Source organism: Marivita sp. S0852 (genome assembly GCF_046591575.1).
In the GTDB taxonomy this organism is placed as follows: domain Bacteria; phylum Pseudomonadota; class Alphaproteobacteria; order Rhodobacterales; family Rhodobacteraceae; genus Marivita.
This window is the reverse complement of the sequence record NZ_JBIQWA010000001.1, coordinates 99,017-112,917: the sequence shown is the minus strand read 5'-3', so window position 1 is coordinate 112,917 and position 13,901 is coordinate 99,017. Positions and strand designations below refer to the sequence as shown.

Here is a 13,901-nt window from a genome sequence, read left to right as displayed (position 1 = left end):
TTAATGGGTTGGCATCAGGAACACTTCCTGAATGCTGGCACGCGCTTCCGCGTCGAGCGCGAAAAGCACCGAGCGGGCCACATCTTCGGGTTGGAGCTTGTCCGGTTTTCCTTCATCGAAAAACGGCGTGTCGACCATGCCGGGCGCGATCACCGTGCATCGGCCACCGAACGCCCGCATTTCCTCGGCGATGTTTCCACCATAACCGTGGACGAACCACTTGGACGCACCGTAGACGGAACCTTTGATATGAACCCGCCCGGCGGCAGAGCCTGTCATCAGAAGGTGGCCTTTGGTCTCCTTCAGATATGGCATCGCGGCCTTTGTCGTCCATAACAAGCCCATGATGTTAAGGCGGATCATCTGCTCCCATTCATCGGGATCACCGGCCTGAGTACCCGATGCGCTTAATCCTGTTCCAGCATTCGCATAGGCAGCGTCGATGGCCCCGAACGCGTCGGCCAACGCCTTGAGCGCCTGCGTCTGAGACGCAAGATCCGTCGCGTCACCGGGCAGGGCCAGCGCGGTGTCGCCGAATTCGTCGGCAAGCGCCTTTAACTTGTCTTCGGATCGCGCAAACAGCCCCACATTCCACCCCGCGTTGACCGCCGCGCGAGCCGTGGCTTCTCCGATGCCGGTTGAGGCACCGGTAATGAAAATCGTCTTGGACATATGCCAGACCTCTTGTTTGTTCTGCCAACCCAACGCATCGGCACCGGATTGGTTGCACTGGGGTGCCGCGACGCTCAGGATGGCGTCAGAAACTTGTCTCACACCAAGGATAGCAGCGGTGCAGACCACCTTTCACATTCACACAACTGGACCAGGCCTTTACGAATTCACGTCAGAGGTTGCTGCGTGGGTGCAGGGAACCGGACTTTTGACGTTGTTCATTCAACACACGTCCGCCAGTCTCTTGATCCAGGAAAACGCCGATCCCGAGGTGCGCACAGATCTGACCGAATATTTCCATCGGCTTGCGCCACCAACAACCGACCCGACGATGTCCTATCTGACGCATACCTATGAAGGCCCGGATGACATGCCTGCGCATATCAAGGCGTCCATGCTTCCGGTCAGCCTGTCCATTCCGGTCGTCAACGGAACCATGGCGCTTGGCACATGGCAGGGGATTTATGTGTTCGAACACCGGAATGCCGCCCACACACGCAAGGTTGTTGCGCATTTGGCATGACGGCCCCACCACTGATTGCGGTGTGAATTCACCTCTACCCAAAACTTCGGGCCTGACCTATAGTGACTGTGGATAAGTGGGGAAAACCCACAGATTGAGGCAGAGACGAAAAAAGAGGGGGACGGCCAATGCGCTGCCCGTTTTGCGGAAATATTGACTCTCAGGTGAAAGACAGCCGTCCGGCAGAAGACCATGTTGCCATCCGGCGCAGACGGTTTTGCCCGGCCTGCGGAGGCCGTTTCACCACGTATGAACGCGTTCAGTTGCGTGATCTGGTGGTGATCAAATCAAATGGACGGCGCGAAGATTTTGACCGTGACAAACTGGAACGCTCTATTCGCATGGCGATGCAGAAACGTCCGATTGATCCGGAACGGATCGACCAGATGATTTCAGGAATCGTGCGCCGCTTGGAAAGCCTGGGGGAAACCGACATCGCGTCCAAGCAAATCGGCGAGATCGTGATGGAGACCCTCGCGCGGATCGACACCGTCGCCTATGTGCGCTTTGCCAGCGTGTATAAGAACTTTCAGGAAGCAGACGACTTTGACAAATTCGTCAGTGAATTGCGGCCGATCGAAAAAGACAAATCCAAACCCGAAGAGTGATCGACCCCCATGCAGCGGGATGACGCGTTCTACATGGACCGGGCCTTGGATCTGGGGCGCAGGGGGATGGGCAATACCTGGCCCAACCCTGCGGTGGGATGCGTTCTGGTGCGCGACACTACGATCGTCGGCGAAGGATGGACGCAACCCGGCGGGCGGCCCCATGCCGAAACCCAGGCATTGGCGCAGGCCGGATCAGCGGCGGCTGGCGCGACAGCCTATGTGACGCTTGAGCCTTGTGCCCATCAGGGCCAGACGCCGCCCTGTTCGGATGCGTTGATCGCTGCCGGGGTGACGCGTGTTGTCGCCCCCTTTTCCGACAGCGATCCGCGCGTGTCTGGCAAAGGGTTCTTCAAACTGCGCGCCGCCGGGATCGAGGTGACAACCGGTGTCGGAAAAGAGGCAGCCGCGCTTGATCACGCCGGGTTCTTTCAGCGGGTTGAAACCGGGCGGCCTTTGATCACGCTGAAACTTGCAACCAGTCTGGACGGGCGCATTGCCACAGCCACGGGTGACAGCCAGTGGATCACCGGTGCCCAGACGCGCGCTTATGTTCACACGCTGCGCGCCTGCCATGACGCGGTGATGGTGGGCGCAGGGACGGCGCGGTCGGATGATCCGCTATTGACCGTGCGTGGCGTGCATGTGCCACAGCAACCCGTGCGCATCGTTGTGTCGCGTGGCCTGGACATTCCCCAAACCAGCAAGTTGGTGGACACTTTGTCAGACGCGCCGCTTTGGCTGTGTCATGCAGACGATGCGCCGCACGAACTGCAATCGCAATGGCGGGATTTGGGCGCGAAACTTATTCCGGTTTCGACCAAGGGACAGCGTCTGGACATTGCGAAACTGGCTTTGGCCTTGGGGACCGAAGGGATGACGCGGGTCTTTTGCGAAGGCGGCGGCGATCTGGCTGCCAGTTTGCTTGCTGCCGATATCGTCGACCGTCTGGAGCTTCATTCCGGCGGGATCGTTATCGGTGCCGAGGGGCGGCCCGCTTTGGGTGCTTTGGGCCTGAGCAGACTGGCGGACGCACCACGGTTTGCGCTGACCTCGGTTTGCCAAATTGGCGAGGATGTCGTGCAAAGCTGGTCGCGTCAGCGCCGTCCTGGCGTGGAATAAGTCGCCCAAAGCCCCTGCGCCTTGGCCAATAAACGCAACCGCCTTGGTTGACGTATCTTGCCTGTCGACAGCCGATCCAACGCAATTTCAACCGGGCAGGGCGCGTTGGTTACGGGATCATGATACCGCGGATAAAGGATCAAGGCGGCATGCACCAAAGCTTCAATGGTGACGGGACGCTCACGTCGCTTTGGCATGGGGCACAGATCCGTTGTCAGCTCCCACCCCGCATAAAACGGAATGCCAAGTGTCGTGACCGGAACCCCGCGCAGCAGGGCTTCGAACCCGGTCAAGGACGTCAGCGTCCAGACCGCATCAACCTGAGACAGCAGGCCAGCCATGGGGCTGTCCGGCAGCACGATATCCGCCCAGCTGTCCGCAGTGTCCACGTCACCAGGGCGCAAGCCCGCGACAACATCGGGATGCGGCTTGTAGGCAATACACGCGTTCGGATTTTCATCGCGAACACGTTCTAGTAGTGCCGCGTTGGTTTTGATCTCGGGGCTTCCCATGCGGATAGAGGCATCATCCTCGACCTGACCGGGAACAAGAATGATCGGGCGGTTATCCTGATCAAGCAATCGGCCGGGTGTGGTTGCAGTTGCGTATTTGGTGATGCCCTGATCGACAATCCTGTCGATCAAAGCGCGGGCCCGCGCGCGCTCTGCGTCAGAAAGTTGGGCGCTTTGCGCAATCAGCTTTTCCAGTCGCGATGGACGTGTGGGGTCATAATAGATGCCCAGATCATCCAAGGCGAGTGACACAGGCGGCACCAATTGCGCGCCAAGCCCGTTGGACCGAAGAAACCCGTCTTCAACGCTCCAGACATCCGCGTCTTGCGACGCCCCCCAGACCATCGCACGCCGTGCCCCGTCCTGAGTGTCTGTGCCGAATTTCATCGGTCTGTGCTGCCCAAAGAACGCTTGCATGTGGGGCCGTTTCCACATGCTGATATTCTGTCCGGTCCACCCGTGACAGTCTTGCAGCCACGCCCTTTGATGGGCATCCAGAGTATCAATCACCCTCTGCAGATCACACAGTCTATCGTGATAGGGGTCATACCAGACTGGAAACTGTATCATGGCACCGGCAAAAAGCTGTGCCCGCGTCAGGCTGCGCTGGCGTCGGACGAAATGGTGCTCATCTTCACTTAGGCCCCAACCGGCATAAAACGGAGTGCCAAAAACCCGTGGTCTGTGTCCGGCCAGGATCGCCTCAAACCCCATATGCGATGAAACCGTGTATACCGCGATGGCCCCATCCAAAAGATCATAAGGCGCAAAAGGCCCGTCGATAAACGAAATCCTGTCAGACACATGCGAATCGGTGAAATGCCCTCCACGTTTGCCTGACTGCGTTTCGGGATGTGACTTGATCAGGATCTGCGCGCCGGGATGTTCGGTTTGCGCATAATAGAGCATTTCTGCAAACCGGGCGCGCGCGGTTTCGTCTCCGGGCACCGAGGCGCGCACTGATGCATCACCCTCTGCCTGATCGACAACAAGCACATATCCCGGTTCTGGCAAATCAAGCTCGGGATCGTAAGCGCTGTATTTCGACAATTTTTTCTGGCGAATTTGCACACTTAAATCGCGTGCCTTGTCCAAAAGTGACGTGTCGTCCAGCGGTGCCTGTTGTAACAGTGTTTCAAGATCCGAGGGACGGCTGGCATCAAAGTGAATGCCGGTGCGGTCCAGAAGCAGGCCAAGCGGCGGTTCTTTTGCAATCCGTCCCGGATGCAGGGAGCGCAGAAACCCGTCCTCGACCCGCAGGACTGATACATCCCGATCCTGTGCAACAGACAGTCCGCGCTGCGCGCTTGGGGCGTCCCCCCAAACGCCAACCCAGTCCGTGTCCCTGGGGCGTCCGACAGACACATCCCAGCCGCAAAGGTGCAGGATACGTTTGATCCTGCTCTGCGTCAGAAACCCGGTGTTGTAGACACGTAAACGCCGGGGCGGTCCGGCCCCGGCGTTTGAAGGGTTGGGCGCGTGTGGCACGCTTTTGCTTACTCGCCCAATGCCGTTCCGCCGGTCGCGGCGGTCGCAAGGCCCTGGGCACCGCCAAGAGTTCCCGTGATCGCTGCAATTGTACGGTTCCACTGTACGATTGGGGCTTCTGTCACATAGATCGTATCGCCGTCCCGGATCAGGAAATCGCGGGCAATGAACAATCCGTTGGGTTCGGTGAGGTCCAGAACATAAATCAACCGCTGTGCCCCAACCAAATCAGACCGACCCAGCACTGCATTCGAGATCTCGGCCGGTTCATTGCGGAAAACAAAAACACCGGTGGGATCGGCGGTTGTCGCAACCAGGCCGCCCAATTGTGCCAGCGCCTCAACAGCAGACAGGGTGCGGCTGTCAAAGGTCAATTGAGTCTGAGACCCGGCTGCCCCCAGAGCCGTGAACGACCGTTGGTCGGCTTCCACAAGAATTCTGTCGCCATTTCGCAGCGCCACATCGAGCGTTGGATCGGCATACAGATCCTCGAACCAGATCGTTTCGCTATGGTCGCCCCGTGTCAGGGTGATTTGTGCGATTTCCGGTGACATGCCGACGCCGCCAGCACTGGCAAGCATGGAGGCCAGCGTGCGGGTCGGTCGGGTGATTGGAAATACGCCCTGCGTACCGGCAGAGCCAAGGATCGCTACGGTTGCACCATCCCCGGCAAGGCGGCGCACTTCCACTTGCGGATCAGGCGTCTGGTCTTCCAGTTTGCTGGTGATGATACGCCGGATCGCCTCGGGGGTGTTCCCGGCCGCTTTGATGCGACCGGCATAGGGGACAAAGATAAAGCCCGATCCATCAACCTGAACGTTTTCAAGGGCAGTTGCGTTGGACACTTCGCCCGCCAGCAAACCGTCATCGACATTTTCCCAAATCGTCAGACCCAATGTATCGCCGGGGCGAATGATGTCCGCGCCTTGAAGGCTGGCATTCTTCAGCTGGTCGGAAAACCCTAACGCTGGCACCACTGCGGTTGTCCGCGTGACGCGGTCATCCACTGCGACGATAAAGGCGTCGCCTTCGCGCTGAACAGAGCCCGCAAAAATCTGGTTTTTACTTGGTCCGACGCCGGGCAGGGTGCACGACGCAAGAGCTGATGCGCACAGCACCATGGCGATGGGGCGGCCCCATCGGAATTTTGAACTGAACACTGCTCGGTCTCCTCGACCAGTTATTGTCTGCCTCGGTTTATATTTTTTTGGTAAAGTACCGGAATCCCGACAGTTTGACCAGTACTAGGACTAGTGGCGCCTACCGAACAACCCGCAACTGTTGCGTCTTGGACTCGTGCGCGGATAAGCGGTTTTCGTACGGATCATGCGGGGCCAAAATACGGTCCACCACGTGACGCAGCAGCTGAACACGGCCCTTTGATGAATAAAACCCGCCTGGAAGCTGGCTCGTTTCCAATAAAAACTGGCGATAAATCGCGTGCGCCTCCGGATCGGGCGGTTTCGGAGATGTGAAGAAATCCGGCAAAGGTTGATGCGATACCAATCCCGGTTTGTCATAGACGCTGGTGCCGAAGCTGCGCACCGGCAGGCCGCGCCACAGGGCTTGATGCGCGGCTGTTGAATTTACCGTAACCGCAGATCGTGCCGCTTGCAGCAGGTAAGCCAGTTTTCCGCCGCGCACAAAAAAGACCCGATCTGACAGGCCATGTTTGGCCGCGCGTTTGCGAATCGTCTGTTCCAGCGGTGCGCGCCCGTCTTCTAGCGGATGGGCCTTGAACACCAATCTGTGGTGTGATGCGGCCCCTTTGGCAAAGCCGTCCACCACCAGATTTACAAACTCTGTCTGCGACGCGAAATCCGAAAACGCCCGAAAGCTTGCGTCATGTTCCAGTTGCAAAAGAACGACGTGATAGGGCCAGCCGCCCTTGCGGATGCGTTGCGTTGTCCATCGGCGTTCGATCATATGCCGCGGCCGCCGCAGCAATCGCAGCACCTGAAGGCGGAATTCCTGGGCGACGGTTTGATCGCGATGCGGCCGGAAATGCGGGAAGCTCTGGTTTCTGAATAAAACATGCCAATGATACAGTGCCCCATGGACCATGTGTTGGCGCAAATCGCCCCAGCGGTCCGGGGGCATCGTTGGCAAGGCTGATCGTTCCAGCAACGCGCGTTCCATCTGATCCAGAGTAATGTCCATCAGGCGCGAATTGCCGTTTGATCCATTTCTTTCGTAAGTGGCCCAATAGGGGCGAAGATAGCCTTCCTCAAAGACGTGAATGACCAAACCCGCTTTGCGGGCCAACTTGATCGCGTCAGCGTGACGGCGGCGGGTGTCGCCGTAAAGCACCAGGTCGGTTGCGCCTGTTTCGGTGATCCACTGTGAAAACTGGTCAATCCATGCGTCCTCGGACTGGCGAAAGGGCAATAATGTATCGCGATCCGTCCATCGCGCGCCATCGCCGGCGTTAAACGCCACCCGCCAGCAGGCGGCACCGGTTTCTGACAGTTTTGCGGCAAGTTCGGAAAAGAACGGCCCATGTGGGCCCTGCAAAAACAGGAACACCCGCCGTGTTGGCTTGACCGTTGTGTTTGCCATATCTGCGCAGTATCCCTCGGCTTGAGATAGGTTAGCACACACAGACTTTGTGTGGGAATGCCAGACCGCAAGATTTGGTGGGTATGCCGGAAATAGGGGCAGGATCATGTTTACAGGGATTGTGACGGATATCGGAGAGGTTCGCGAACTTGAGCATCGCGGCGATCTGCGCGCACGTATCGGCACCTCTTATGACACGGATGGGATCGACATTGGCGCATCTATCGCGTGCAGCGGGGCCTGTTTGACGGTTGTGGCGTTGGGTCCGGATTGGTTTGATGTCGAAATCAGCGCCGAAACACTGGACAAGACCACCCTGGGCAGTTGGGCCGTGGGCTCCAAAGTCAACCTTGAGCGCGCGTTGAAAGTCGGAGACGAGCTGGGCGGACATATCGTGTCCGGGCATGTCGATGGATTGGCTGAAATCATCGAGATGCGGGCCGAGGGTGACAGCATCCGCTATACGTTTGAGGCACCAGAGGCACTGGCCCGGTACATCGCGCCAAAAGGGTCGGTGGCACTTGATGGCACGTCCCTGACGGTTAACGAGGTCGATGGGTGCCGGTTTGGCGTGAACCTGATCCCGCACACCCAGGAAGTGACAACTTGGGGCGGCAGCAAAACAGGCGATAAGGTGAACTTGGAAATAGACACGCTGGCGCGATATGTGGCCCGCCTTGCCGAGATGCAGGGGTAATTCCGGCTGGCGTTTGAACGTGTTGCGGAACCGTCGTGTTTTCTACAGCGCGGCCATTGCACGGCGGCCGATGATCCATGTCAGACACAGCCCACCGGCATAGGCGACGGCCAGAAAAACAAATGGGCCGAATGTCGGCGCGCCCTGATAAATGGCGATCAACAGCGGCGTGCCGGCCAGGTTTCCAACATTGCCCATCTGCGCCAGCGCACCATTCGCCAAAGCGCGGGCGTTCGGATCGGGATTGAGTTGCGGCACAACGGCAAAGCCCGACCCCTGAACGAATGCCATTGCGGCAAATAGGATCAGGATGCTCAGCGGTGAAAAGTCAGCTGCAAGCGCAAGTGTCGATGCCACAAGACAGGCGAAAAACCCCCAGATGACGATGGGCAAGGCGCGTATCCTGTTCAGCAAAAAGATGCCCGCGGTCAAAGCGACACTGATCGAGACAAGAGGTGCCAAGCTGGCCAGCCAGACCGCATCGGTTGGCCCGGTCAGTAATGGCAGCACGGTGAGGACAGACACAAAGGTCAGTGTATAACAAAGCCACGCCAGGGCAGGTGCCGCGATGCCCGGTGTGGCGTAGGCGCGAAGATGTCTGGCGAAGACAGAGCCGGGTGGTTGGGCGAAATCCTGTTGTGTTTCGGGCTTTGGCAGGACGGCAACGCACAGACCACAAGCCAGTGCCATCCAAACACCATGCGCAGCCAGCAACGCTGACAAGCCGCCAAAGGTGATCAGACCGGGCGCAATCAGCGCGGTTAATGCAAAGGCAACCCCGAAAAACGTGCTCCACAGCGTCAGGGCGGCAGGGCGTAAACGGTCCGGCGTCATTTCCGAAATCAGGGTCGGCGCAGCAACTACAATCAACAGATGGGACAGCCCTTCGAGGATACGGCTTGCCATCAATGTTGGCAGCGCAGGCAGGCTGACCTGCCAAGCAGATATTGCCGCACCAAATGCCAAGGCCCAGATCAACGCGCGACGCGCACCGATACGGTTTACAACCATCCCCGCCACAAGCCCAAGCACAACACCAACCAGGCTGATCAGCGACACGGTCAACCCCAAGGTCGCCTCGCGCCCATGGTAAAGCTCGGTCAACGCGACAAAGCTCACGGCAAGTTTGGAGAACTGGCCTGCAGCGCCCAATCCTGCAAGATAAATCACCCCTGTGATGACAAGCGGATGTGTCATGCCAGCCCTTTCATGGCCCATGCGACTAGTGACGGAACGGCAATCGGCCCGCAATGCCGTCGGCCGTTTTTATTCTGGCACAAGCAGGTTATTTAACAGCCCATGACAGCTTTACCTGCTTCTCTTCAATCATGGTTTGATGCGCGCGGATGGACCATTCATCCGCATCAGCAAGACATGCTGGAACGCTCGGCTGAACCGTGTCTTCTGTTGATTGCGCCCACCGGTGGCGGCAAGACGCTGGCTGGATTTCTGCCGACGCTTAAAGAACTGGCGGACAGGCCGAAAGATGGATTGCACACGCTCTATGTCAGCCCGCTCAAGGCGCTTGCCGCTGATATCAAGCGAAACCTGCGCACGCCAATCGAAGAGGCGGGTTTGCCGATCCGTGTCGAAGACCGCACCGGTGACACCTCGGCGCATATCAAGAAACGCCAACGTGCGGACCCGCCGCATATTCTTTTGACCACGCCGGAATCCCTGGCTTTGCTGACAAGCTATGACGATGCTCACCGGATGTTTGCAGGTGTTCAACGGGTGATCGTGGACGAGATTCATGCCTTGGCCGAAAGCAAACGGGGAGATCAGCTCATGCTGGCGCTGGCCCGGCTTCAATTTCTGTGCCCTGATTTGCGACGGGTCGGTCTTTCGGCAACTGTCGAAGACCCCGGTGCAATCGCGCGATTGTTGGCAAAACACCCGGACCCCTGCGACATCGTTTTGGCCGATCCGGGGCCAGAGCCTGACATTTCGATGCTGGTTACACAGGACGCGCCGCCCTGGTCCGGAGGTGGCGCCAAATACGCCATTCCTGCCGTTCTGGAAGAAGTCAAAAAACATAAGACCACGTTGATTTTTCACAACACCCGCGCGCAGGCAGAGATCTTTTTCCACAATCTTTGGCTGGCCAACGAGGAGGCCTTGCCGATTGGGATTCACCACGGATCTTTGGATCGTGGACAGCGCGAAAAGGTTGAAGCGGCCATGGTGCGTGGTGATCTGCGGGCGATTGTCTGTACCGGGAGTCTTGATCTTGGCATTGACTGGGGTGATGTCGATCTGGTCATTCAGATTGGTGCGCCGAAAAATGTTAAACGATTGGTGCAGCGGATCGGTCGTGCTAATCACAGGTATAACGCCCCGTCCAAAGCGCTGCTTGTTCCGGCCAATCGTTTTGAAGTTGTCGAATGTGTGGCGGCGCTGGATGCGGTCAGGGCCCATGATCTGGATGGGGAATGGCGCGGTCGCGGTCCGCGTGATGTGTTGTGCCAGCATATTCTGATTGCGGCCTGTTCGGGGCCCTTTGATGCAGATGACCTGTTTGCCGAGATGACCACCGCGGGGGCCTATGCAGATCTGTGCCGAGAAGAGTTTCAGGCATGTCTCGATTTTTGTGCGACCGGAGGATATGCACTGCGGGCCTATGATCAGTGGCAACGCCTGCAGCAGCGCGCTGACGGCCGATGGCAGTTGCGTGATCCCAGATCTGCGACCCGAATCCGTCAGAACATTGGAACGATCCAAGACACGGATACCTTGAAAGTGCGATGGAGGGGCCGCGGCGGCGCGCCTCTTGGCGAAATCGAAGAGGGCTTTGCCGCGACATTGACGCGGGGTGATACGTTTCTGATCGGCGGGCAGATTGTGAAATACGAAGGTCTGCGTGAACTTACGGTCGAGGTCACGAGAGATGCCGGCAGGAAACCCAAAATTGCCACTTTTATGGGGACGAAGTTCGCCACATCCACACAGCTGTCGCATCGCATCGTAAATCTGCTGCAGCAGAGTGACTGGCCCGATTTGCCGGATCACACCCGGGATTGGCTGCAGATGCAGCGCCGTGTGAGCCGCCTTCCCCAGCCAGGCCGTTTGTTGATCGAGAGCTTTCCGCATGACGGGCGCGAACAATTGGTGGCTTACGGATTTGCCGGTCGCAACGCGATGCAGACGCTGGGTCTTTTGCTGACCAAGCGGATGGAAGAAGAAGGCCTTGCCCCAATGGGGTTTGTTGCCACAGATTATGCGGTTTTGATTTGGGGGCTGGATGCTGTGGTTGATCCTGCGCCGTTGTTTGACATTGCGGCACTGGAGGCAGGGCTGGAAACATGGTTGGCGGGCAACGCCGTGATGAAACGAACATTTCGCGCCTCGGCCACCATTGCCGGGCTGATCGAACGCAATCTTGGCGGGCAGCGCAAAACCGGACGACAGGCGACAATGTCATCGGACATTCTTTATGATACGCTTCTTAAATACGACCCTGACCATCTTTTGATGCAGATCACCCAGGAAGAGGCGATGCGCGGTCTGGTGGATTTCAGCCGTATCCGCGAAATGACTGAACGTGTGGAGGATCGGATCGACCTGGTGCGTCTGAAGCGCGTCACACCTTTGGCCGCGCCGCTGTTTCTTGAGCCCGGTCGCGTGCCCGTTCGCGGAGCGGCGGATGAACGGTTGCTGGAAGAAGAAGTTACCCGACTGATGGAAGCGTCTGGTCTGGCACAGGTTGATGTGAAACCAAGCCAACCGAAATGGCGCGTGCCCTTCTGATGGTTGATATCCGGGTTTGTGGCACATCGACCCTGATCGTCCTGCCTGGTGCCTGATCCGCTGGGCAGCCAATTGGCTACAGTTTGCGCATCGGCGCGCGAGACACAAGAAAGGCCGGGCGTGAGGCCCGACCTTATGTGTGAATGCTCTGGAAATCCGACGGAGTTGTCGCTGATCAAGTCACGTCGCGATACGAGATTTCCTTGACATCCTTGCCGGTTTTTCCGCGCCGGACCAGCAGCCGGTTCAAGGCGTTGATGTACGCTTTCGCCGAGGCAACAACCGTATCGGTATCTGCGGATTGGCCTGTCGAGATCATGCCATCCTCTTCCAGCCGCACAGAGACCGTGGCCTGCGCATCGGTGCCTTCGGTCACCGCATGCACCTGATACAGCTGAAGACGCGCCTTATTGGGATGCAGCCTGCGAATGGCCTTGAAGGTCGCGTCTACAGGCCCATCACCTTCGCTGACAGCGGTCTGCTCGGTGCCGTCAATCTCCATCTCCAGCGTTGCTTCTGCTGGACCTGTGCCGCAAATGACCTTGAGGTTCACCAGCTGCAAGATGTCGTCCTCATCCGAAGCCGCCGACACCAGGGCCAGGATGTCATCGTCGAACACCTCTTTCTTGCGGTCAGCCAGGTCTTTGAACCGAACAAAAATGTCTTTGAGCTGGTTGTCGCCAACATCCACGCCAAGATCTTTCAACTTGGCGCGTAATGCGGCGCGTCCGGAATGTTTGCCCAAAGGCAAGGATGTGCCCGCGATGCCCACATCCTCTGGGCGCATGATCTCGAAGGTTTCGGCGTTTTTCAGCATGCCGTCCTGATGGATGCCGCTTTCATGAGCAAAGGCGTTTTTGCCGACAATGGCTTTGTTGAATTGCACTGGAAAGCCGGACACGGTGCTGACCCGACGCGAGATGTGCATGATTTTTTTCGTGTCGATCCCGGTATGATACGGCATGATGTCCGAACGCACCTTGAGAGCCATGACCACCTCTTCCAACGCGGTGTTGCCAGCGCGTTCGCCAAGACCGTTGACCGTACATTCGATCTGCCGCGCACCGCCCTCGACGGCGGCCAGTGCGTTGGCGGTCGCCATGCCAAGGTCATTGTGGCAATGTGTGGCAAAAACAACGTCATCCGCGCCCGGAACCGTTTCGATCAACCGCCGGATCAGGTCTGCGGATTCGACTGGTGCGGTATAACCGACTGTATCGGGAATGTTGATCGTGGTTGCCCCGGCTTTGATCGCAATCTCAACCGTGCGGCACAGATAGTCCCATTCGGTGCGGGTGGCATCCATGGGTGACCATTGTACATTGTCGCAAAGATTGCGGGCGTGGGTGACGGTTTGTTCAATCCGCTCGGCCATTTCATCTTGACTAAGATTCGGGATCGCGCGGTGCAGTGGTGACGTGCCGATAAACGTGTGGATACGCGGTTTGCCGGCATTTTTTACGGCCTCCCAACATCGGTCGATGTCAGGCAGTTGCGCGCGCGCAAGGCCACAGATGACAGCGTTTTTGCTGCGTTCGGCGATTTCGCTGACGGCGCGAAAGTCGCCCTCGGACGCAATCGGAAAGCCGGCCTCGATGATGTCGACACCCATATCGTCAAGCAGTTCGGCGATCTCCAGCTTTTCGTCATGAGTCATTGTTGCGCCAGGCGATTGTTCGCCGTCGCGCAGGGTGGTGTCGAAAATGACCACCCGGTTCTTGTCTATTTGTGCCATGTCTTTGATCTTTCTTGTCTCGTCCCAATCGTCGGCGCGAAGCGGTCTCCCTCTGAGCGGTCGCGCCGGAACGGCCGCGCTCAGAGGCGGATTAGGAGAAGACGGGTGGTCAACGCAAGATGCGCAAATATCTGCGAGGCAGATGTGATATGGACCAAAAGTGTCATGGGTTGGACTATACCGCGCAAAACTTGAATGAAAAGCGGATAAAAGGAAAAAGATGCGCATGAAGTTGCGC

11 protein-coding genes are annotated in these 13,901 nt (G+C 58.0%); 5 read left to right on the top strand and 6 right to left on the bottom strand.

Annotated features, from left to right (window positions below; genetic code table 11):
* Positions 1-672: an SDR family oxidoreductase gene (locus ACG74X_RS00550; RefSeq protein WP_411232868.1), complete on the bottom strand. Its 672-nt coding sequence runs from the start codon at positions 670-672 to the stop codon at positions 1-3.
* Positions 673-790: 118 nt separating this feature from the next.
* On the opposite strand from ACG74X_RS00550, the gene ACG74X_RS00545 reads away from it, so the two are divergent.
* The 3 genes from ACG74X_RS00545 (at position 791) to ribD (ending at position 2,925) form a co-directional block, all read left to right on the top strand.
* Positions 791-1,195 (top strand): secondary thiamine-phosphate synthase enzyme YjbQ, encoded by a 405-nt coding sequence (locus ACG74X_RS00545; protein WP_411231945.1) that lies wholly within the window; start codon positions 791-793, stop codon positions 1,193-1,195.
* Positions 1,196-1,323: 128 nt separating this feature from the next.
* Positions 1,324-1,803 carry a transcriptional regulator NrdR gene (nrdR, locus tag ACG74X_RS00540; protein WP_411231944.1) on the top strand — a complete coding sequence of 160 codons (480 nt, stop codon included), beginning with the start codon at positions 1,324-1,326 and terminating at the stop codon, positions 1,801-1,803.
* 9 nt (positions 1,804-1,812) lie between these two features.
* A complete protein-coding gene (gene ribD / locus ACG74X_RS00535; protein WP_411231942.1) occupies positions 1,813-2,925 on the top strand; it encodes a bifunctional diaminohydroxyphosphoribosylaminopyrimidine deaminase/5-amino-6-(5-phosphoribosylamino)uracil reductase RibD in 1,113 nt (370 codons plus the stop codon).
* Here the strand turns inward: ribD and ACG74X_RS00530 are convergent.
* The 3 genes from ACG74X_RS00530 to ACG74X_RS00520 form a co-directional block, all read right to left on the bottom strand.
* Positions 2,901-4,925, bottom strand: a complete 2,025-nt coding sequence (locus ACG74X_RS00530; protein WP_411231941.1) for a capsular polysaccharide biosynthesis protein — start codon at positions 4,923-4,925, stop codon at positions 2,901-2,903. The two genes, ribD and ACG74X_RS00530, sit on opposite strands and share 25 nt — an antisense overlap.
* Positions 4,926-4,933: 8 nt before the next feature.
* Positions 4,934-6,046: a polysaccharide biosynthesis/export family protein gene (locus ACG74X_RS00525; RefSeq protein ID WP_411232867.1), complete on the bottom strand. Its 1,113-nt coding sequence runs from the start codon at positions 6,044-6,046 to the stop codon at positions 4,934-4,936.
* A 139-nt stretch (positions 6,047-6,185) separates the two neighbouring features.
* The gene (locus ACG74X_RS00520; protein ID WP_411231940.1) at positions 6,186-7,484 is read right to left on the bottom strand and encodes a capsule biosynthesis protein; all 1,299 of its coding nucleotides are present in this window, start codon (positions 7,482-7,484) and stop codon (positions 6,186-6,188) included.
* Positions 7,485-7,590: 106 nt separating this feature from the next.
* Here ACG74X_RS00520 and ACG74X_RS00515 point away from each other — a divergent pair, with 106 nt between their 5' ends.
* Positions 7,591-8,181 carry a riboflavin synthase gene (locus tag ACG74X_RS00515; protein ID WP_411231939.1) on the top strand — a complete coding sequence of 197 codons (591 nt, stop codon included), beginning with the start codon at positions 7,591-7,593 and terminating at the stop codon, positions 8,179-8,181.
* A 42-nt stretch (positions 8,182-8,223) separates the two neighbouring features.
* Here ACG74X_RS00515 and ACG74X_RS00510 read toward each other — a convergent pair whose 3' ends face one another.
* The gene (locus tag ACG74X_RS00510; protein ID WP_411231938.1) at positions 8,224-9,378 is read right to left on the bottom strand and encodes an MFS transporter; all 1,155 of its coding nucleotides are present in this window, start codon (positions 9,376-9,378) and stop codon (positions 8,224-8,226) included.
* Between the two features lie 102 nt (positions 9,379-9,480).
* Here ACG74X_RS00510 and ACG74X_RS00505 point away from each other — a divergent pair, with 102 nt between their 5' ends.
* Positions 9,481-11,928, top strand: coding sequence for a ligase-associated DNA damage response DEXH box helicase (locus tag ACG74X_RS00505; RefSeq protein WP_411231937.1), 2,448 nt, complete (start codon positions 9,481-9,483; stop codon positions 11,926-11,928).
* A gap of 175 nt (positions 11,929-12,103) precedes the next feature.
* On the opposite strand, the gene ACG74X_RS00500 is transcribed toward ACG74X_RS00505, so the two are convergent.
* Entirely contained in the window at positions 12,104-13,663 is a 1,560-nt protein-coding gene (locus ACG74X_RS00500; RefSeq protein WP_411231936.1) for a 2-isopropylmalate synthase, read from the bottom strand.
* Positions 13,664-13,901 lie beyond the last annotated feature (238 nt).

Excerpts from the sequence above, each read along its gene's own strand:
- ACG74X_RS00550 (WP_411232868.1), bottom strand. The coding sequence starts at position 672 with ATGTCCAAGACGATTTTCATTACCGGTGCCTCAACCGGCATCGGAGAA.
- nrdR (WP_411231944.1), top strand. The coding sequence starts at position 1,324 with ATGCGCTGCCCGTTTTGCGGAAATATTGACTCTCAGGTGAAAGACAGC.
- ribD (WP_411231942.1), top strand. The coding sequence starts at position 1,813 with ATGCAGCGGGATGACGCGTTCTACATGGACCGGGCCTTGGATCTGGGG.
- ACG74X_RS00525 (WP_411232867.1), bottom strand. The coding sequence starts at position 6,046 with ATGGTGCTGTGCGCATCAGCTCTTGCGTCGTGCACCCTGCCCGGCGTC.
- ACG74X_RS00520 (WP_411231940.1), bottom strand. The coding sequence starts at position 7,484 with ATGGCAAACACAACGGTCAAGCCAACACGGCGGGTGTTCCTGTTTTTG.
- ACG74X_RS00515 (WP_411231939.1), top strand. The coding sequence starts at position 7,591 with ATGTTTACAGGGATTGTGACGGATATCGGAGAGGTTCGCGAACTTGAG.
- ACG74X_RS00510 (WP_411231938.1), bottom strand. The coding sequence starts at position 9,378 with ATGACACATCCGCTTGTCATCACAGGGGTGATTTATCTTGCAGGATTG.
- ACG74X_RS00505 (WP_411231937.1), top strand. The coding sequence starts at position 9,481 with ATGACAGCTTTACCTGCTTCTCTTCAATCATGGTTTGATGCGCGCGGA.
- ACG74X_RS00500 (WP_411231936.1), bottom strand. The coding sequence starts at position 13,663 with ATGGCACAAATAGACAAGAACCGGGTGGTCATTTTCGACACCACCCTG.